The organism is Streptomyces sp. R35, assembly GCF_041053035.1.
In the GTDB taxonomy this organism is placed as follows: Bacteria; Actinomycetota; Actinomycetes; order Streptomycetales; family Streptomycetaceae; genus Streptomyces; species Streptomyces lutosisoli.
In genome coordinates this window covers 4181721-4200524 of the sequence record NZ_CP163440.1, presented here as the reverse complement: position 1 = coordinate 4200524, position 18804 = coordinate 4181721, and the positions used below count along the sequence as shown (strand labels likewise).

The following is an 18804-nucleotide window of genomic DNA, read 5'->3' as shown; positions in this document are numbered from 1 at the left end:
GTGGAGACCGACGGTCAGGAGGAGGGGGGAAGTGGGGGGAGGTGCATGGGGCCGGGGCGGCGGTGACCCGGCCCCGTCGGCGGCTGCGCGGCCGGCGGCGCGGCAGGTCAGCCCTTGATCGCGCCGTTCATGATGCCGCCGACGATCTGCTTGCCGAACAGCAGGAAGGCGATGAGCAGCGGCAGCGTGCCGAGCAGCGCGCCCGCCATGATCACGGCCTGGTCGGGTACGTAGCCGGTGCCCAGCGAGTTGAGGGCGACCTGCACGGTCGGGTTCTGCTGGTTGAGCGCGATGATCGGCCACAGGAAGTCGTTCCAGGCCATCACGAAGGTCAGCAGTCCGAGCACCGCCATCGCGGGGCGCGCCGCAGGGAAGACCACGTGCCACACCACGCGCATACTGTTCGCGCCGTCGACGCGCGCCGCCTCGATCAGCTCGGTGGGCAGCGCCTGCACCAGGTACTGCCGCATGAAGAACGTGCCGAACGCGGTGACCAGGGTGGGCAGGATGACCGTCGGCAGATGGTTGGCCCAGTGCAGGTCGCTCATCCACAGGTACAGCGGTACGACGGCCAGCTGCGGCGGGATCATCATCGTGCCGATGGTCAGCAGCAGCAGGGTGCTGGAGAACCTGAAGCGCAGCTTGGCGAAGGCGAATCCGGCGAGCGTGGAGAAGATCACCGTACCGATGGTGATGGTGCCCGCCACGATCGTGCTGTTGAGCATCGCGGTGCCGAGCCCGGCCTGGTCCCAGGCGGCCTGCATGTTCTTGAACAGGTTGCCGCCGAACCACAGCGGCGGCGGCGTCTGGGCCAGGCGCTGGTCGTTGCGTGAGGCAGCGATGGCCGTCCACAGCAGCGGCGCCAGCGAGACCATTGCGAAGATGACCAGGACGACGTAGGTGACCGGGCCCGCGTGCAGCTGCTTGCCCGCGCCGAGCATCCGGCGCCGGGAGCCCCGGCCGCCCGTGCCCGCGCCGTCGCCCGTCGCCTTCTCCTTGCCCTTCCCCTTCGCCTGAGGCAACGTCAGATCACTTGTGGTCATTGGGACTTCCTCAGACGTCGGGTGAGCAGCAGATTGATCACGGCGACGATCAGCAGGATCAGGAACATCGACCAGGCGATCGCGGACGCCTTGCCGAGGTTGCCGATGATCCAGCCCTGGTCGTACATGTACAGGCCGAGCGTCTGGAACTGGTGGCCGGAGCCGCCCTTCGAACCGCTGAGCCCGCCGAACAGCAGCGGCTCGCCGAAGAGCTGGGTCGCACCGATGGTGGAGACGACCACCGTGAACAGGATCGTCGGCCGCAGCATCGGGATGGTCACGTGCCGGAACTGCTGCCAGCGGTTGGCGCCGTCCAGCGCCGCCGACTCGTACAGGTCGGTCGGGATCGCCTGCATCGCGGCGAGATAGATCAGCGCGTTGTAGCCGGTCCACCGCCAGATCACGATCGAGGAGACCGCGAACTGCGAACCCCAGTCGGACTCACGCCAGTTGACCGGGTCGACCCCGACGAAGTGCAGCAGCCAGTTGATCATGCCGCCGTCCCACGAGTACAGCAGTGTGAAGACGAGCGTCGCCGCCGCCACCGAGGTGGCGTACGGGGTGAGCATCACGACCCTCCACACGGTCGAGCCGCGCAGCCGGTAGTTGAGCAGATGCGCGATCGCGATCGCCATCAGCAGCTGCGGCACCGTGGAGATCAGGCCGATGGTGAAGGTGTTCTTCAGGGCGTTCCAGAAGAAGTCCGAGGACCACAGGTTCTTGTAGTTGTCCAGGCCCGCCCAGGTCTGGTGGTCCAGCGAGGCCAGCTGCACGTCGTGCAGCGAGTACCAGGCCGTGTACAGCAGCGGGATCAGCCCGAAGGCCCCGAAGATGATGAAGAAGGGGGCGATGAACGCGTACGGCGACGCCTTCATGTCCCAGCGGTACAGCCGGCTGCGCCACGAACTCGAGCCCGGGGGCGGCGTACCGCGACCGTGAGCGCCCCCCGCCGCGCCCGGCTTGGAGCCGGGCGCGGCGTCAGCACTCGGCGCGGGTTGCGCGAGAGCCTGCTTGGAGCTGGTCACTGGCCGAGCACGTCCTTGATTTCGTTCGTGGCCGCCGACCACCCCTGGGCAGGGGTCTTGCCCTTCTGTTCGACCTGGAGGATGCCCACGTCGGTGATCGCGGTGCCGATCGGCTGGTCCTTCGTGCCGAAGTACTGCGTCGGGATGGTCTTCGCCGAGTCGGAGAAGATCTGCGCGATCGGCGCGTTCGAGAAGTACGCCGTGGTGTCCGCCAGCGGCTTCAGACTCGCGTACGCCGACGGGGTCGACGGGAAGCTCGCCTGCTTGGCGAAGACCTTCGCCTGCTGCTCGGGCGCGGTCAGCCACTTCGCCAGCGCGATGGCCTCCTTCTGGTGCTTGCCCGCCGTAGGCACACCGATGAACGAGCCGCCCCAGTTGGCCGCGGTCGGCGCCGCCGCCACGTCCCACTTGCCCTTGCCGGAGTCACCCGACTTTTCCTCGATGTAGCCGATCATCCACGCGGGGCAGGCCACCGTCGCGAAGGTGGCGTTGGAGAAGGCCTTGTTCCAGGGGTCCTCGAACTGCTTCAGCTTCGCCGACATATTGCTGGTCGCGACCGTCATCGCGTTGTTCCAGGCCGACTTCACGCCCGTGGACTTGTCCCAGATGACGTTGCCGTCCTTGTCGTAGTACCGCTCGCTCTCGCCACCGAGCGCGGCGTTGTAGACCGAGGAGGCGGAGTCCACGAACTTGGTGCCGCTGGGCGCCTTCTTCATGTACTCCTTGCCGAGCGCGACGTACTTGGACCAGTCGCCCTTCCACTGCGCGGCGAGCTTGGTGCGGTCCGTCTCCAGACCGGCCTTCTCGAAGAGGTCCTTGCGGTAGCAGATCGCCATCGGGCCGATGTCGGTGCCGAGCGCGATCGTCTTGCCGTCCTTGGTGGTGGCCTGCGCCAGCTTCCAGTCCAGCCACTGGGACTTGTCGACCTCCTTGCCCAGGTCGACGAACTTGTCGGCCTGCGTCTGGACGGCCTCGGTGACGTTGCCGACCTCGATCGCCTGGATGTCGTCGGTACCGGAACCGGCCTGCAGACGTGTGAGGGTCTTGGGCCAGTACACGTCGGTCTTGGTGGTGACGTTCTCCTTGATGGAGATGTTCGGGTGCAGCTTCATGTACTCGTCGTAGAGGCCGGCCTGCTTGTAGCCGAAGACGCCGAAAGTACCGATGGTCAGCGTGGTCGTGCCCTTGCCGCCGCCTCCGCCGCCGTCCGACGACGACTTGTCTTTCGAGTCGCTGGCGCAGCCGGCCAGCAGCCCTGTGGTCAGCGCGGCGACGGCCGCGAGGGCCCCCAGCCTGCGGGACCGACGGGTACTCGTGCGCATTGCGTCCTCCTGTTGCCTGACGTGCCGACCCCCCGGCCAACTGCTCTGTTGGGCCCGTTGGTTCTCGCTGCGGCTCGGGCGGGGAACGTGCGGGATGTGTATGTGTCAGGTACTGTGGGAGCGCTCCCACAGGTGATGTGTTGAAGAGTCGTCGGTCCGGGCGGGGGTGTCAAGGGTGGGAGCGCGGAGAGATGCGTTCAGTTATCGGCCCGTTAACTAACCGCGGGGGACGGGTCGGAGGGGGGCAGTGGGGCGGAGGGAGTGGCTCGGGTCAGTGTGACTTGCCGACTCCGGGTCGTGGCCTCGGATGGTGGCCCGGGCGGTTGCAGGGTGGCGGTTCGGGCGTGGCCCGGTGATGGCCTGGGCGGTGGTTCGGGTGGTTGCCGGGCGGAGGCTCGGGCGTGGTCAGGTAGTGGCCTGGGTGGTTGCCGGATGGTGACTCGGGTGGTGGCAGGGCGAGGTCGGCGCGATCGCCGGGCTTCTGTCCATGAACGGGACTGTTAGATTCCAGGCCAGTCGCGCAGCGCGCGGTGTCGACGGGAGGCGGACCATGGCAAGCCACGGAGCGCGGGGCCGGGGTGGCGGCCGGCCGACCTTGGAAGAGGTCGCGGCACGCGCCGGAGTGGGCCGCGGCACGGTCTCCCGGGTGATCAACGGCTCCCCACGGGTCAGCGACGCGACCCGTGCAGCCGTCGAGGCGGCGGTCGCGGAACTCGGGTACGTCCCCAACACGGCTGCCCGCGCCCTCGCCGCGAACCGTACGGACGCGATCGCCCTGGTCGTCCCCGAGCCGGAGACCCGCTTCTTCGCCGAGCCGTACTTCTCCGACATGCTCAAGGGCGTAGGCGCCGAACTCTCCGAAACCGAGATGCAGCTCCTGCTGATCTTTGCGGGCAGCGACCGGGAGCGGCAGCGGCTGGCCCAGTATCTGGCGGCCCACCGGGTGGACGGCGTCCTCCTGGTCTCGGTCCACGCGGACGACCCCCTCCCCGACCTGCTCGCCCAGCTGGAGATCCCGGCCGTCATCAGCGGCCGCCGCTCGGCCGACGAGACGCTGCCGTCCGTGGACTCCGACAACTACGGCGGGGGCCGCGCGGCGATCGAGCACCTGATGGCCCGGGGGCGCCGCACGATCGCCCACATCGCGGGACGTCTCGACGTCTACGGCGCCCAGCGCCGCGTCGACGGCTACCGCGAGGCGCTGCTCGACGCGGGCCGCGAGGTGGACGAGCGGCTGATCGTCCCCGGCGACTTCACGGAGGAGGGCGGCCGCCGTGCGATGACCCAGCTCCTGGAGCACTGCCCCGACCTCGACGCGGTCTTCGCCGGCTCCGACGTCATGGCGGCCGGCGCCCGCCAGGTCCTGCGCGAGGAGGGCCGCCGCATACCCGACGACGTGGCGCTGATCGGCTACGACGACTCCGCCATCGCCCGCCACATGGACCCGCCCCTGACCAGCGTCCGCCAGCCGATCGAGGAAATGGGCCGCGCGATGATCGACCTCCTCCTCGGCGAGATCGCGGACCGCCGGCCGGCGGTGTCGCGGGGACTGGAGAAGCGGCAGCTGGTGCTGCCGGCGGAGCTGGTGGTGCGGGCGTCGTCGTAGGGCGTGCGGTGTCCGGCAGTACGACGCCGTATGCGCCGGTCGTACGACGCCGTACGCGCCGGTCATACGACGTCTCGTGCGCCCCGGCGTACGACGTCCCGTGCCCGACTACCGGTACCAGTCGCCGCCCCGGCCGTCCCCGTCGCCCCCGAGCGCCCGCCCGAGGTAGTCCCGCAGGTCCCGTGCGGCCCAGCGCCGGCTGTCGTCCTCGTGATCCCACACGAAGATGTCGGCGCGCGGGGGTGTCCGCACGAACGCGAACTGGTCACCGCCGCCGTTGTCGCCGAAGAAGAGCAGGGGCTCGAAGGGCATGTAGAGCCCGGCGAACGACGGGTCCGACCGGAAGAGAAGGTTCTGCTCGACGATCTGCTCCAGGTCCCAGACGGTGTCGACCCCGTCGGGACCTTCGATGCCGTCCGTCTCCCGCAGCAGCTCGGCCAGCTCGTCCGGCAGCCGGCAGCCGAGCCGTGTCTCGGCGGCGGCGAGGGCGCTCTCCTCGACGGGGGTGCGGAACCCGGCCTCGGGCGATGCCTGACCTGCGGCTTCTCTCCACATGGGGGCAGGGTATTACGGCAAGGTGGCGAGCATGGTCCTGCATCCCTTGCTCGGAGTTGATGAAGTGCCCGCCGTGGAACCGTACTTGGGCCGTGTGGGCGAGGTGTTCAAGGTGTTCAGGGAGCAGGACTCGGGGTGTGTGTCGTACGGGGTGCGGCTGCTCGACGGTGCGCGGTGGTTCGTCAAGGAGTCGGTCAACGACCGTGCACGGCGTTCACTCGATCGAGGATGGGCATTTCACCGGGCCGTACGGCACTCGGCGATCGTCCCCCAGGTCCACCGGATCGCCGTGCGCGGAGGTGGCGGCTGGGCGGTCGTGATGCCCTGGCGGGAGGGCGAGGTGCTGTACCACGCCACCGTGGGCGGTCCCCGCGACCGTACGAGCCCGGGCAGCCCGATGGCCCGCTTCCGCGCCCTGCCCGCCGCTCGCGTATTGCGCGCCTTCGACCGGGTCCTGGACGCACACCTCGCGGTGGAGGCTGCCGGCCATGTCGCCGTCGACTTCTACGACGGCGCGCTGCTCTACGACTTCGCCGCCGACACGGCCCATCTCATCGACCTCGACGAGTACCGGCCGGGTCCCTTCGAGGTGGAGGACGAACGGCTGCCGGGCTCCCGGCGGTTCATGGCCCCCGAGGAGTTCGTGCGCGGGGCGGTCATCGACACCCGTACGACCGTCTTCACCCTCGGCCGCACCGCCCGGTTGCTCCTGGACGCGGGCGACGAGGAGCGCGCCTGGCGCGGCACCCCGCAGCAGCTCGCGGTCGTCGAACGCGCCACCTTCCCGGACCCCGACGACCGCTTCGCCGACGTCCACCGTCTCGCCACCGCCTGGCGCGCGGCCAACGAGCCTCAGGAGACGTGAGGCGACGGCCGCACAGTCAGCTCCCACCGGGCCTCGCCGCCATGGACGGTGCCGGTCGGGGACAGCCCCGCCGCCGCGGCGACGGCCGCGGAGGCGTGGTGGCCGGGGTGGATGTGGGCGACGACGGTCCGCACGGACCGCTCCGCCAGCCACTCCACCAAGCCCCGGGCAGCCTCCTTGGCCAGCCCCCGCCCCTGCCACCGCGCACCCAACACCCAGGCGATCTCCGCCCGTTGCCCGACAACAGTCGCCTGCACCGTCCCCACCGGACACGCCTCCTCCCGCAGTCCGAGCACCCAGTTGCACCAGGAGACCGCGGGGTCGGGGGAGCCCGTGACGAGCCGCTCGTACCGCGCACGCAGGTCCTCGGGACCCTCAGGGGCACCACCGATGAAGGTGTGCAGCGCCGGGTCGGACAGCACCTCGGCCATCTCCTCGGCGTGCTCGACGCGGAGGGGGAGGAGATCCAGGCGGGCGGTGCGGATGATGTCGGCGGACACGCGCGGCGTGGGCGGCGTGGGCCAGGGGTGCCCGTCGGGCGACGCCGTCGCCGGTCGGCCGGCCAGGACGAAGTCCCGGTACTCGTCCTGCGACACGGCCTCGTTGACCCACCGCCCGCGCACCGCTCCCGTACGGCTCTCGGCGAGGTCCAGGGCGGTCAGCGGGTCGTCGGCCGTGGCGATCAGGAAGCCGAAGTCGGCACGCTCGTCGTCGGGATCGAGAGGCGGGAACTCCACGAGATCCATGAACGACTCGTGCCCGACGTCTTCCACGGAGTGGAGGTAGATCTCGTACCCCGTCTTCACCGGCCTGATCTCCACATATCGGACACCGGGCCGCTCGGGCGAACCGGCCGGACCGAGGAACTGTTCGATCGGGCGGCCCCGGCGCAGGGCTCCGAGGGCGAAGGGTTCTGCGAGATGGCGCACGCGGGAAGGGTACGGGCTCCGGCGATGCGTGGAACGTTCGGGAACGCAATCAGCCGGTGACCTGTTCGAACAGGTCACCGGCTGATTGATCAGGGTGAGTGACGGGACTTGAACCCGCGGCATCCTGGACCACAACCAGGTGCTCTACCAGCTGAGCTACACCCACCATGTCCGGTCTTGGTTTCCCTGACCGGCCGAGAAAAAGTGTACAGGGTCCGAAGGGGTGCTCGCGCACGGCTTTTTCGGGGGCCCCAGAAGGGCCCCGTCAAAGGCCTACTCGGCGGGCAGGACGTGCTTCGCCGCGATGGTGCGGGCGGTCTCCGAGTCAGGGCCGGGCTGGGGGACGAAGATCGCCTCGCGGTAGTAGCGGAGCTCGACGATGGAATCGCGGATGTCGGCGAGGGCGCGGTGGTTGCCGTTCTTGTCCGGGCTGTTGAAGTACGCCCGGGGGTACCAGCGGCGGGCCAGCTCCTTGATGGAGGAGACGTCCACGATGCGGTAGTGGAGGTAGTCCTCAAGGGTCGGCATGTCGCGGAGGAGGAAGCCGCGGTCCGTGCCCACGGAGTTCCCGCACAGCGGGGCCTTGCCCGGCTCCTTGACGTGCTCACGTACGTAGGAGAGGACCTGCGCCTCGGCGTCCGCGAGGGTCGTGCCCGCGGCCAGCTCTTCGAGGAGGCCGGAGGCCGTGTGCATCTGGCGCACCACGTCCGGCATCGTCTCCAGCGCCGCGTCCGGAGGGCGGATCACGATGTCCACGCCTTCGCCGAGCACGTTCAGCTCCGAGTCGGTGACCAGTGCGGCCACCTCGATGAGCGCGTCATCCGACAGCGAGAGCCCGGTCATCTCGCAGTCGATCCACACCATGCGATCGTTCATGTGTCTCACCCTACGGCCCGCTCCGGCCGACTGGACCCGCCCGTGCGCGCGGGCGCACGGGAAGGGGGCCCGCACCCCAAGGCGCGGGCCCCCTTCCGGCAGGTACTGCTACGGCGCACTCCGCTGCCCCGGCAGGCTCGGGCGGCCCGCCGCGTACAGCTCGGGCTTGCCCGAGTCCGTGGACAGAGACGCAGACGACGCAGCGGGGCCCAGGGCGCTCGCCGCCGCTGTGCGGCGGGTCTGCATCGGGACCGGGCTCTCCTGGTGCACGGACGGTGGCGGTCCGGCCGGAGCCGCCGGGCTGTCCGTGTCCGACGAGCGGTCGGACTGCGGCCTGCGGGCGCGGTACGCCGCCCGGTACGCGGCCGGGGACGATCCCAGCTGGCGCCGGAAGTGACCCCGCAGCGCGACCGGCGAGCGGAAGCCGCAGCGGCCCGCGACCTCGTCGACCGAGTAGTCGGAGGTCTCCAGGAGGCGCTGTGCCTGCAGTACGCGCTGAGTGATCAGCCACTGCAGGGGAGCGCTCCCCGTGAGCGAGCGGAACCGGCGGTCGAAGGTGCGGCGGCTCATGTACGCACGTGCCGCCAGCGTCTCGACGTCGAACTGCTCGTGGAGGTGCTCCAGCGCCCAGGCGACGACCTCCGCGAGGGGGTCGGCGCCGATCTCCTCCGGCAGAGACCGGTCGAGGTAGCGCTCCTGACCGCCGCTGCGGCGTGGGGGGACCACCAGACGGCGGGCCAGGGCTCCGGCCGCTTCGTTGCCGTGGTCCGACCGCACGATGTGCAGGCAGAGGTCGATTCCGGCCGCCGTACCCGCTGACGTCAGGACGTCTCCGTCGTCCACGAAGAGTTCTCGTGGGTCCACATGCACCGACGGATAGCGCTTGGCCAGCGTCGGTGCGTACATCCAGTGGGTCGTCGCCGGACGGCCGTCCAGTAAACCCGCCGCCGCGAGGACGAAGGCGCCGGTGCACAGCCCGACTATGCGGGCACCCTCCTCGTGCGCGCGGCGCAGTGCGTCGAGCGCGTCCTCCGGTGGTGGCGAGGTGATCGACCGCCAGGCGGGCACGACCACCGTGCCTGCCCGCGAGATCGCTTCCAGGCCATGTGGCGCGGTGAGTTCCAGGCCCCCTGTGGTCCGCAGTGGGCCTTCCTCGCCGGCGCACACCAGTAGGCGGTAGCGCGGCACGCCGGCGTCCTGGCGGTCAATCCCGAACACCGACAGCGGTATGGAACTCTCGAAGATGGGGCCGCCGCTGAACAGCAGCACCGCGACGATCTCCTTGCGGCGTCGCCCGGAAAGTTTCCGGGCCGCGGCTTCCGGCGCGGCAGTGGAGTCGTGGCTCATACTGCTAAGCCCCCCTCGGTGGTCGCGGCTCCTCGGTTGTGTCGCTCCTGCACGTTTCCCCTCGGTCCTGCACGAGTCCCCCGCCGTAAGACAAGATCGAATCTACTGTGTCCCGTGGCGCCAAGGTGACCAGTTCGCTACTCCGCAGAATGTCGACATGGCAACTTGGCGTGAAGCATTCGATCACGAAGCGTTGCACTCGTGGGCCGTACAGGGAAGTGCGCCTCGTGGCAGTGGCCAATCCACGTAGGGTGCGCGCGCCCCTGGTGGCCCTTTCAGTGCAGGTCGAACGGGGGTTGGGGGGTCGTTCGACCAAGGGATGCGCGGTGCGCAGAAGTTGGCTGAAAAGTAGCGGGCGCGTGCGCGGAAACCGGTCAGTCGACCGGCTTGTTTCCCGCGCCGTGCCGACCACCTCTGTGCGCGCCCGCACCATTTCTGCCGTGCGCGGCGACCACACCGCGCACACCGCCCACTCCGGACCCATCGCGAGGGCCGGGCGGACCGCCCACTCCGGCCACATCGCAGGGACCGCCCACGCCGTGCGGGCCGCTCCTGCCGTGCCGGCCGCGGTGCGGGGCCCGCTCCTCGGCGCGCAGTCGCGCCGCGCCGCGTTCCGACTGCCTCAGCAGCACCCGGCAGGCCCCGGTCACCGCCGCCAGGCCCAGGGCCGTACCGGCCGCGCCGGCCAGCGAGGTGCCGTACCAGACGAGGACCACCGGGACCAGGACACAGCTGAAGGCCGCCCAGCGCACCACATCGCTCGCGGTGTCCGGCACGGGCGGCGACGCGGGGTGTGCCGCGGGGGAGGGGTGGGACGCGGTCTCGGGTCCGGGCACGGTCTGCTCCCTAGTACTCCAGTGCTCCCCATGGCGAGTACGCGCGTGCTCCCCATGGCGGTGGCTTACCGGTTCAACGCGTGTTCGACCGGCCGGTCACTGCCCGGCCGACGGTGATGCGACGCCGAAGGGCTTCGGTGTGCGCCGAGGCAGGACGCCGGCGTGCCGAGTCGTGCGACGATGAAAGGGCCCCTCCCTAGGTGAACCCTGTGCAAACCGCCTGTACGGGGCAGCAACCATTGCGTTACGGGCGCCTCTCATGCATGCTCCGGGGAACGCCGCACAGCGCGCGCGGGATCTGGGCAGAGGAGGCGTGCCGCCGTACCCTTGGGGGTATGGGGTTGGGAAGATGTTTCCCAGACACAGCTCTGCCGATCGTTGTCGTCCCCACCACGAGGATCCAAACGCCGAGACACCCATGGCCGGTCACGAATTCTTCGATCCCGCGGACCGCAAGCGCCCGCTCGCCGATCCCACGGCGGCCGAGCCCCTGGCGGCGGAAGAACCCCGCCAGTCCTGCGATCCCGCCTTCAAGCACGGCGTCGTCGTCGGTTTCGACGGTTCGACGTCCAGCGAGCGCGCCCTCGCCTACGCGATCGGCATGGCCCATCGCTCCGGCTCGGGCCTGATCATCGTGCATGTCGCCAACCGGCTGCCCACCACGGTGTGGGCGGGCTGTGAGCCACCGGTCTTCGTCGACGTGCCGGACCACCGCACCGAGGTGCTCGGACTCGAACTCGCCTGCGCCGAATATCTGGCCGAGGTGCCCTGGATCCTCGTCGAGCGCGGCGGTGACATCTGCCACGAACTCGAAGAGGTGGGGCGGGAGTACGAGGCGGACGCGATCGTCGTCGGCTCCACGCACGGCATCGTCGGGCGCATCTTCGGCTCGGTGGCCGGAAGACTCGCCAAGCGCGCGAAGCGCCCCGTCATCGTCATTCCGTAACTCGCCGTTGTCCCAGGTGAGATGAGCCGGACGAAATTCCTGGCGGGTCGTCAACTCCCCCTGACGCAAGCGTGATGCGGCCTAAATCTACTGGCGCGTAGAGGTGGTTTGTGCCCTTGTGAAGGGTACATACCGGTCGCCGGACCAACCGCACGGCCGGTACCACGCAGCACAACTGCACATGCATGAAGGGAGCCCGCCGTGGACAACGACGTCTCTGCGGGAAGCACCACATCGACCCTCGGCCAACTCGCGCTCGGACTCACCCTGCTGGCCTTCGGCCTCGGTCACACCCAAGTGATCGACGGCGTCACGGCAGCCGACTCCGTCTCCCTCGCCACCTATGTCGGTGGCATCGCGCTCTTCGTCGCCGGTCTGTTCGCCTTCCGTGACCGTGACGCCTTCACCGGTACGGCCTTCTCCGCACTCGGCGCGCTCTGGTTCACCTGGGGCGTCACGTCCGACGCGCAGGCCTCCGCCAACGCGGCCGGTCTCTTCCTGCTCCTGTTCGCGCTGGTCGCGCTGAGCCTGGCAGCGGGGGCCTCCGGCAGTTCGGCGGTCGTACGGGGCACGTATGGGCTGCTCTTCGTGGCCATGCTGCTGCTTGCCATCGGGCAGTTCGGTGACTCCAGCGGGCTTGCGAAGGTCGCGGGCTGGTTCGCGGCGGTCGGTGGGCTGCTGGCTTGGTACGGGGCTACTGCGGCCATGGCTCACTGGCCCACCACGCTTCCGGGACGCGCCGCAGGCCGGGGGGTGACGGCCACCGGTTAGCGGCGCCGGCTGGGGGTTTGGGCGGCCCCCGGCGATGAGAACGGACCCCCCGTGTTTGGTGGCAACACGTGGGGGTCCGTCCGCTTGTCCGGCCTGTGCGGGCGCGTTGTGGTTGCTCGCGCAGTTCCCCGCGCCCCTAAAGGGGCGCTCCTTACGGGGCGCTGCCCCTTTCAGGGGCGCTTCACTACTCCACCGTTACCGACTTCGCGAGGTTGCGCGGCTTGTCGATGTCGCGGCCCAGGGCCAATGCCGTGTGGTAGGCGAGGAGTTGGAGGGGGATGCCCATGAGGATGGGGTCCAGTTCGTCCTCGTTCTTCGGGACGACGATCGTCTGGTCGGCCTTCTCCTGGTGCTGGTGGGCGACCGCGAGGATCTTGCCGCTGCGGGCCTTGATCTCCTCCAGGGCGGCGCGGTTCTTCTCCAGGAGGTCGTCGTCGGGGACGATCGCGACCGTGGGGAGGGCGGGCTCGATGAGGGCCAGCGGGCCGTGCTTGAGCTCGGAGGCGGGGTAGGCCTCGGCGTGGATGTACGAGACCTCCTTGAGCTTCAGGGAGGCCTCACGGGCCACCGGGTAGCCCCGTACGCGGCCGATGAAGAGCATCGAGCGGGCCTCGGCGTACTCGGCGGCCAGCTTCTTGATCTCGTCCTCCTGCTCCAGGATCTCGGAGATCTGCGCGGGCAGCTTGCGCAGGCCCTCGATGATCCGCTTGCCGTCGCGGACCGACAGGTCACGGGTACGGCCGAGGTGCAGCGCGAGCAGCGCGAAGGCGACGGTGGTGTTGGTGAAGCACTTCGTCGAGACGACGCAGACCTCGGGGCCCGCGTGGACGTACATGCCGCCGTCCGCCTCGCGTGCGATCGCCGAGCCGACGACATTGACCACGCCCAGCACCCGCGCGCCCTTGCGCTTCAGCTCCTGGACGGCGGCCAGTACGTCGTACGTCTCACCGGACTGGGACACGGCCACGTACAGGGTGTCGGGGTCGACGACCGCGTTGCGGTAGCGGAACTCGGAGGCCGGCTCGGCGTCCGCGGGGATGCGGGCCAGCTCCTCGATCATCTGGGCGCCGATCATGCCCGCGTGGTACGAGGTGCCGCAGCCGAGGATCTTCACGCGGCGGATCTGGCGCGCCTCGCGGGCGTCCAGGTTCAGGCCGCCGAGGTGGACCGTCGAGAACCGGTCGTCGATGCGGCCGCGCAGCACGCGGTCCACGGCGTCGGCCTGCTCGTGGATCTCCTTGTGCATGTACGTGTCGTGGCCGCCCATGTCGTACGACGCCGCCTCCCACTCCACGGTGGTCGGCTCGGCCGTCGTGCGGGTGCCCTCGGTGGTGTACGTGCGGAAGTCGTCGGCCTTGAGGGTGGCCATCTCGCCGTCGTCCAGGGTCACTATCTGGCGGGTGTGGGTGACCAGGGCGGCGATGTCCGAGGCGACGAACATCTCCTTCTCGCCGATGCCGAGGACGACCGGGGAGCCGTTTCGGGCCACCACGATGCGGTCGGGGAAGTCGGCGTGCATCACGGCGATGCCGTACGTGCCCTCGATCACGCGCAGCGCCTGGCGGACCTTCTCCTCCAGGGTCTCGGCCTGGGAGCGGGCGATGAGGTGGGTGAGGACCTCGGTGTCGGTCTCGGAGAGGAACTCGACGCCGTCGGCTTCAAGCTTCTTGCGCAGGTCGGAGGCGTTGTCGATGATCCCGTTGTGGACGATCGCGACCTTGTTGTCGGCCGACATGTGCGGGTGGGCGTTCACGTCGGAGGGGGCGCCGTGGGTGGCCCAGCGGGTGTGGGCGATGCCGGTGGTGCCCTTGAAGCGCGCGGGGACCTTGGCCTCCAGGTCACGGACCCGGCCCTTGGCCTTGACCATCTTCAGGCCGGCCGACTTGGGGGTCGTGACGACGATGCCCGCCGAGTCGTAGCCGCGGTACTCCAGGCGCTGGAGGCCTTCGAGCAGCAGGGGAGCCACATCACGCTTGCCGATGTATCCGACGATTCCGCACATATAGGTAAAGTCCCAGTTCCTCAGCCATAAACGATGCGGCGCAGCTGCCTGAGCGTGAGCTCCGGCGGCGCGACCGCGCGGTACTTCAGGTCCGCCTCGATCCGATCGAAGATCGTCGCGTTCACCATGCCCTGGGCCTGGAGCTCGCGATGGCGGCGACGGACGTACTCCTCGGTCGTCTCGTCGAAGTAGGCGAGCACGTCCTGAATCACCCGCAGTGCCTCGCCCCGGTTCAGGGGCGTGGACCGCGTCAGATGATCAACAAGTTCGTCGTGCACCCGTTGATCCTGGGGTACGGGCGAGTGATTCGCAAGAATCCTGCCCGATATCGGGCAAGCGGCTGTTGAAGCTCTTATGGGGGGCTGTTTGCAAGCTGTCCATCCTGTGTCTTGTGCCGCGTCGATTGCCGGGAGCAACTTCTGTGACCATGGACACTCCACGCATGGGCGTACCGGAGAAGCTCGCCGAGCGCATGAGCATGGCCGAGCAGCACGAATTTCTCCGCGCCAAGTTCTCCCGGCGCAACATGATCAGAGGCGGGGCCGTGACCCTCGGCGCCGTCGCGGGCGGCGCCTTCGTGCCGGGCGCCGTCGCACAGGCCGCGGTCCCGACGCAGGCCACCGCCTCCTCGGCCGAGACGGTCGACGGCGCGCTCGTCGCCCCCTTCGGCCGCCACCTGGCCTTCGGCAACGACCCGCGCACCGAGGTCACGGTCTCCTGGCAGGTCCCGACCGCCGTGAAGAAGCCGTACATACGCATCGGCGCCGACCCCTGGGACCTCTCCCGCAAGATCGAGGCCGAGGTCCGGGCGCTGTACACCCCGGCCGGTGTAGGCGTCAGCGCCGACCACACGCAGTACTACCTGCACGCCAAGCTCACCCACCTGCGCCCCGGCAAGACGTACTACTACGGCGTCGGCCACGCGGGCTTCGACCCGGCCGCGCCCCACCTCCTCGGCACCCTGGGCACCTTCACCACCGCGCCCGCGAGCGCCGAGCCGTTCACCTTCACGGCCTTCGGCGACGAGGGTGTCGGCTACCACGGCCTCGCCAACGACGCCCTGCTGCTCGGCCAGAACCCGGCCTTCCACCTGCACGCCGGCGACATCGCGTACGCGGACCCGTCCGGCGCGGGCAAGGTCGCGGACACCGGCTTCGACTCGCGCATCTGGGACCAGTTCCTCGCCCAGACCGAGTCGGTCGCCAAGTCCGTCCCGTGGATGCCGGCGTACGGCAACCACGACATGGAGGCCTGGTACTCGCCCAACGGCTACGGCGGCGAGGAAGCCCGCTGGACCCTGCCGGACAACGGGCCCGACAAGGCGAACCTGCCCGGCGTGTACTCCTTCGTCTACGGCAACACGGCGGTCATCTCGCTGGACGCCAACGACATCTCCTTCGAGATCCCGGCGAACCTGGGCATCTCCGGCGGCACCCAGACCACCTGGCTGGAGGGGCAGCTCAAGAAGTTCCGGGCGTCCAAGGACGTCGACTTCATCGTGATCTTCTTCCACCACTGCGCGTACTGCACCTCCACGGCGCACGCCTCGGAGGGGGGCGTGCGACAGGAGTGGGTGCCGCTGTTCGAGAAGTACACGGTGGACCTGGTCATCAACGGTCACAACCACCAGTACGAGCGGACCGACGTCATCAAGGGCGACGCGGTCGTCAAGAAGCTGCCGATCGGGGGTACGGCGTACCCGGAGACCGAGGGTGTTGTCTATGTGACGGCGGGGGCGGCCGGGCGCAGCCTGTACGCGTTCACCGCGCCGCAGTCGTACGAGGGGAACGAGAACGAGGTCGAGTCCGTGGCCTCCTTCATCAACCAGAAGGACGGGAAGCAGAACGAGACGGTGGCGTGGTCTCGGGTGCGGTATCTCAACTACTCGTTCCTGCGGGTGGATGTTGCGCCTGCGGTGAAGGGGCGGATGGCCACGTTGACTGTGCGGGGGATTGCTGAGACCGGGGCCGAGGTTGACCGGTTTACCGTGGCTCGACGGGTTCGTTAGGTGCGGGTGCGTGGGGGTTGCTCGCGCCCACGCGGCGGAGCCGCAAATGTCACAGCCCCGCGCCCCTAAAAGCAAAAGACCCGGTTCTCTTACATTCGTTTGAGGACCGCCTGCTTGGCCAAGGTGAACTCCTCGGCCGTCAGGACGCCCTCCTTGTGCAGGTCGCCGAGTTCGCGGAGGCGGCGCAGGAGGGCGTCGTGGTCGGCCTCCGGGGGGATGGCGGCGGGCTGCTCCTTCGGTGGCAGCTCTGCCGGGGATGCCGTGGGGTGGGGGAGCCGTGCCTGTACGGCCGCCGCGACGAGTGCCATCAAGGGGTCCTTCCTGAAGCCCCACAGCTCGACGGAGTTGGGGTCGTACTTCGGTGGGGCCTTGGTTTCCGCGCCGCGTACCGTGAAGCGCAGGGAGCCGTTCTCCAGGCCGATCGCGGGGTGCCACTCGACGGCGGTGATGTCGGTGAGGGCCAGGGTGCGGGTGCCGGCGGCGGACTTGGCGTCCTCCGTCTTCCAGTTCCATTCCAGGCGTACGTGTTCGCCGTCGAAGCTCGCCGTGCCGTCCCCGGCGGAGGCGGACAGCGGTACGGAGGGGCCGGGGAGCAGGTAGCTGTCGACCGGGCCGGAGGGCACCTGGTCGAGGAGCAGCGCGTTGCGGATCTCGTCCACCAGGTACTCGGCGACGCCGTAGCGGTCGGACTCGACGGTGAGCTGGTACGGGTCGTTCGGCTCCGCGAGCTTGCCGGCGGTCGCCTGGAGCAGCGGGTCGGCGCCGTCGCGCAGCCGGAGCCTGAGGCGCCCGGTCTTCCTGCCCTGCTCGAAGGAGATGCTCGCCAACGCGCCGAGCGGAACAGTCAGTTCACCCAGCATCGTGCGGAGCGGGCTGACGTTCTTGTTCCGGCCAGGGGTCATCCGCAGGGCGTCGCCGTCGAAGACCCACGTGCCGTCTCTCTGGATGATTTCCGCCATGAGGGGGATTGTTTCACCGGCCCTGCGGGAGAGTGGTCTTTACCAATTTGGGTCCACCCCCAGGTGCAGGGCCCTCGAAGGGAGCGCATGTGAGACAGCACAGAACGCCCCGCCTTCTCGGTACGCTGCTGCTTGTGGCGGCTGCCGGTATCTCCGTCGTCGGCGCGGCTCCCACCGCCGCCGCGAAGACCGCTGCCCCGCTGGGGCAGGTCGTCCCGGCCCCCGCCTCTGTCCGTCCCGGCGGCTCCGCGTACCGCATCACCGGCGACACCCGCATCCGTGTCGACGACTCGCCGGGCGCCCGCCGCGTCGGCGAGTACCTCGCGGACATCCTGCGGCCCTCCACCGGCTACCGGCTGCCGGTCACCTCGCACGGCGGGGGCGGCATCCAACTCCGGCTCGGCGCGAAGGGATTGGGCGGGGAGGCCTACCGCCTGGACAGCGGCCGGGGCGGTGTCACCATCACCGCCGCCAAGCCCGCCGGGCTCTTCCACGGCGTCCAGACCCTGCGCCAGCTGCTGCCCGCCGCCGTCGAGAAGAACTCCGTACAGCCGGGACCCTGGCTCGTCGCGGGCGGCACCATCGAGGACAGCCCGCGCTACGGCTACCGCGGCGCGATGCTCGACGTCTCCCGGCATTTCTTCAGCGTCGGCCAGGTCAAGCGCTACATCGACGAGTTGGCCCTCTACAAGGTCAACAAGCTGCATCTGCACCTGAGCGACGACCAGGGCTGGCGCATCGCGATCGACTCCTGGCCGAGGCTGGCCGCGTACGGCGGCTCGACGCAGGTGGGCGGCGGCACCGGCGGCTCCTACACCAAGGCGGACTACCAGGAGATCGTCCGGTACGCCGCCTCGCGCTATCTGGAGGTCGTCCCGGAGATCGACATGCCGGGGCACACCAACGCCGCCCTCGCCTCGTACGCACAGCTGAACTGCGACGGAGTCGCGCCGCCGCTCTACACCGGCACGGACGTCGGCTTCAGCTCGCTGTGCGTGGCGAAGCCGGTGACGTACGACTTCGTGGACGACGTGATCCGGGAGCTCGCCGCGATCACGCCCGGCAGGTATCTCCACATCGGCGGGGACGAGGCCCACTCCACCAGCCACGCCGACTACGTGACTTTCATGGACAAGGTGCAGCCGATCGTCGCCAAGTACGGGAAGACCGTCGTCGGCTGGCACCAGCTGACCGGAGCCACTCCGGCGAAGGGCGCCATCGCGCAGTACTGGGGGCTCGACGACACCAGTGCCGAGGAGAAGGCGCAGGTCGCGAAGGCCGCGCGGAACGGGACGGGGCTCGTGCTGTCGCCCGCCGACCGGGTCTACCTCGACATGAAGTACACCGCGGACACCCCGCTCGGGCAGGACTGGGCGGGTCTGGTCGAGGTGAAGCGGGCGTACGACTGGGACCCTGGCACCTACCTTCCCGGAGCCCCGAGTTCGGCGATCCGCGGGGTCGAGGCGCCGCTGTGGACGGAGACCATCGTCACCGGCGCGGACATCGACTACATGGCCTTCCCGCGGCTGCCCGGCGTCGCCGAGCTCGGCTGGTCGCCCGCGTCGACGCACGACTGGGACACGTACAAGGTGCGGCTCGCGGCGCAGGGGCCCCGCTGGGACGCGCTGGGGATCGGCTACTACAAGTCGCCCCAGGTTCCCTGGCCCGCCGCGTAGGCATGCAGGAGCGGGCGCCCGGAATCCCCAACTCCCGG

Annotated in this window: 17 protein-coding genes and 1 tRNA gene; 6 read left to right on the top strand and 12 right to left on the bottom strand. The window is 69.5% G+C overall.

Annotated features, from left to right (window positions below; genetic code table 11):
• Window positions 1-107: 107 nt before the first annotated feature.
• The 3 genes from AB5J50_RS19180 to AB5J50_RS19170 are packed head-to-tail and all read right to left on the bottom strand — an operon-like array spanning window position 108 to window position 3390.
• Window positions 108-1043, bottom strand: coding sequence for a carbohydrate ABC transporter permease (locus tag AB5J50_RS19180; RefSeq protein WP_369259634.1), 936 nt, complete (start codon window positions 1041-1043; stop codon window positions 108-110).
• Complete coding sequence (locus AB5J50_RS19175; RefSeq protein WP_327428931.1) at window positions 1040-2068, bottom strand: sugar ABC transporter permease; 1029 nt, start codon at window positions 2066-2068, stop codon at window positions 1040-1042. Before AB5J50_RS19175 ends, AB5J50_RS19180 begins: the two co-directional genes overlap by 4 nt.
• Window positions 2065-3390 (bottom strand): ABC transporter substrate-binding protein, encoded by a 1326-nt coding sequence (locus AB5J50_RS19170; RefSeq protein ID WP_369259632.1) that lies wholly within the window; start codon window positions 3388-3390, stop codon window positions 2065-2067. The genes AB5J50_RS19175 and AB5J50_RS19170 overlap by 4 nt, the downstream gene beginning before the upstream one ends.
• 550 nt (window positions 3391-3940) lie before the next feature.
• On the opposite strand from AB5J50_RS19170, the gene AB5J50_RS19165 reads away from it, so the two are divergent.
• Window positions 3941-4996 carry a LacI family DNA-binding transcriptional regulator gene (locus AB5J50_RS19165; RefSeq protein WP_369259630.1) on the top strand — a complete coding sequence of 352 codons (1056 nt, stop codon included), beginning with the start codon at window positions 3941-3943 and terminating at the stop codon, window positions 4994-4996.
• Window positions 4997-5104: 108 nt separating this feature from the next.
• On the opposite strand, the gene AB5J50_RS19160 is transcribed toward AB5J50_RS19165, so the two are convergent.
• The gene (locus tag AB5J50_RS19160) at window positions 5105-5551 is read right to left on the bottom strand and encodes an SMI1/KNR4 family protein (RefSeq protein ID WP_369259628.1); all 447 of its coding nucleotides are present in this window, start codon (window positions 5549-5551) and stop codon (window positions 5105-5107) included.
• A gap of 31 nt (window positions 5552-5582) precedes the next feature.
• On the opposite strand from AB5J50_RS19160, the gene AB5J50_RS19155 reads away from it, so the two are divergent.
• On the top strand, window positions 5583-6416 hold the full coding sequence (locus AB5J50_RS19155; protein ID WP_369259626.1) for a serine/threonine protein kinase: 834 nt from the start codon (window positions 5583-5585) through the stop codon (window positions 6414-6416).
• Here AB5J50_RS19155 and AB5J50_RS19150 read toward each other — a convergent pair.
• The 5 genes from AB5J50_RS19150 to AB5J50_RS19130 form a co-directional block, all read right to left on the bottom strand.
• Window positions 6404-6916, bottom strand: a complete 513-nt coding sequence (locus AB5J50_RS19150; protein WP_369265444.1) for a GNAT family N-acetyltransferase — start codon at window positions 6914-6916, stop codon at window positions 6404-6406. The genes AB5J50_RS19155 and AB5J50_RS19150 overlap by 13 nt on opposite strands.
• 522 nt (window positions 6917-7438) lie before the next feature.
• Window positions 7439-7511, bottom strand: a tRNA-His gene (locus tag AB5J50_RS19145).
• Between the two features lie 107 nt (window positions 7512-7618).
• Window positions 7619-8221, bottom strand: coding sequence for an oligoribonuclease (orn, locus tag AB5J50_RS19140; protein ID WP_369259624.1), 603 nt, complete (start codon window positions 8219-8221; stop codon window positions 7619-7621).
• A 108-nt stretch (window positions 8222-8329) separates the two neighbouring features.
• A complete protein-coding gene (locus AB5J50_RS19135; protein ID WP_369259622.1) occupies window positions 8330-9568 on the bottom strand; it encodes a helix-turn-helix domain-containing protein in 1239 nt (412 codons plus the stop codon).
• A gap of 374 nt (window positions 9569-9942) precedes the next feature.
• Window positions 9943-10344 (bottom strand): hypothetical protein, encoded by a 402-nt coding sequence (locus AB5J50_RS19130; protein ID WP_369265443.1) that lies wholly within the window; start codon window positions 10342-10344, stop codon window positions 9943-9945.
• Window positions 10345-10822: 478 nt separating this feature from the next.
• Here AB5J50_RS19130 and AB5J50_RS19125 point away from each other — a divergent pair, with 478 nt between their 5' ends.
• Complete coding sequence (locus AB5J50_RS19125) at window positions 10823-11350, top strand: universal stress protein (protein WP_189184879.1); 528 nt, start codon at window positions 10823-10825, stop codon at window positions 11348-11350.
• Window positions 11351-11551: 201 nt separating this feature from the next.
• A complete protein-coding gene (locus AB5J50_RS19120) occupies window positions 11552-12121 on the top strand; it encodes a GPR1/FUN34/YaaH family transporter (RefSeq protein WP_369259620.1) in 570 nt (189 codons plus the stop codon).
• Between the two features lie 184 nt (window positions 12122-12305).
• Here AB5J50_RS19120 and glmS read toward each other — a convergent pair whose 3' ends face one another.
• Both glmS and AB5J50_RS19110 read right to left on the bottom strand, forming a co-directional pair.
• Complete coding sequence (glmS, locus tag AB5J50_RS19115; RefSeq protein ID WP_327428923.1) at window positions 12306-14123, bottom strand: glutamine--fructose-6-phosphate transaminase (isomerizing); 1818 nt, start codon at window positions 14121-14123, stop codon at window positions 12306-12308.
• Between the two features lie 20 nt (window positions 14124-14143).
• The gene (locus AB5J50_RS19110) at window positions 14144-14401 is read right to left on the bottom strand and encodes a hypothetical protein (RefSeq protein WP_327428922.1); all 258 of its coding nucleotides are present in this window, start codon (window positions 14399-14401) and stop codon (window positions 14144-14146) included.
• A 164-nt stretch (window positions 14402-14565) separates the two neighbouring features.
• Between AB5J50_RS19110 and AB5J50_RS19105 the strand changes: the two genes are divergently transcribed.
• Window positions 14566-16131, top strand: a complete 1566-nt coding sequence (locus tag AB5J50_RS19105; protein ID WP_369265442.1) for a purple acid phosphatase family protein — start codon at window positions 14566-14568, stop codon at window positions 16129-16131.
• An 89-nt stretch (window positions 16132-16220) separates the two neighbouring features.
• On the opposite strand, the gene AB5J50_RS19100 is transcribed toward AB5J50_RS19105, so the two are convergent.
• A complete protein-coding gene (locus tag AB5J50_RS19100; RefSeq protein WP_369259617.1) occupies window positions 16221-17090 on the bottom strand; it encodes a DUF4429 domain-containing protein in 870 nt (289 codons plus the stop codon).
• Between the two features lie 89 nt (window positions 17091-17179).
• Between AB5J50_RS19100 and AB5J50_RS19095 the strand changes: the two genes are divergently transcribed.
• Entirely contained in the window at window positions 17180-18766 is a 1587-nt protein-coding gene (locus AB5J50_RS19095) for a beta-N-acetylhexosaminidase (RefSeq protein ID WP_369259615.1), read from the top strand.
• Window positions 18767-18804 lie beyond the last annotated feature (38 nt).

Bases quoted from the DNA above. Each gene is read 5' to 3' on its own strand.
- AB5J50_RS19155 (WP_369259626.1), top strand. From the start codon at position 5,583: ATGGTCCTGCATCCCTTGCTCGGAGTTGATGAAGTGCCCGCCGTGGAA.
- AB5J50_RS19100 (WP_369259617.1), bottom strand. From the start codon at position 17,090: ATGGCGGAAATCATCCAGAGAGACGGCACGTGGGTCTTCGACGGCGAC.
- AB5J50_RS19125 (WP_189184879.1), top strand. From the start codon at position 10,823: ATGGCCGGTCACGAATTCTTCGATCCCGCGGACCGCAAGCGCCCGCTC.
- AB5J50_RS19165 (WP_369259630.1), top strand. From the start codon at position 3,941: ATGGCAAGCCACGGAGCGCGGGGCCGGGGTGGCGGCCGGCCGACCTTG.
- glmS (WP_327428923.1), bottom strand. From the start codon at position 14,123: ATGTGCGGAATCGTCGGATACATCGGCAAGCGTGATGTGGCTCCCCTG.
- orn (WP_369259624.1), bottom strand. From the start codon at position 8,221: ATGAACGATCGCATGGTGTGGATCGACTGCGAGATGACCGGGCTCTCG.
- AB5J50_RS19160 (WP_369259628.1), bottom strand. From the start codon at position 5,551: ATGTGGAGAGAAGCCGCAGGTCAGGCATCGCCCGAGGCCGGGTTCCGC.
- AB5J50_RS19170 (WP_369259632.1), bottom strand. From the start codon at position 3,390: ATGCGCACGAGTACCCGTCGGTCCCGCAGGCTGGGGGCCCTCGCGGCC.
- AB5J50_RS19105 (WP_369265442.1), top strand. From the start codon at position 14,566: ATGGGCGTACCGGAGAAGCTCGCCGAGCGCATGAGCATGGCCGAGCAG.
- AB5J50_RS19180 (WP_369259634.1), bottom strand. From the start codon at position 1,043: ATGACCACAAGTGATCTGACGTTGCCTCAGGCGAAGGGGAAGGGCAAG.
- AB5J50_RS19135 (WP_369259622.1), bottom strand. From the start codon at position 9,568: ATGAGCCACGACTCCACTGCCGCGCCGGAAGCCGCGGCCCGGAAACTT.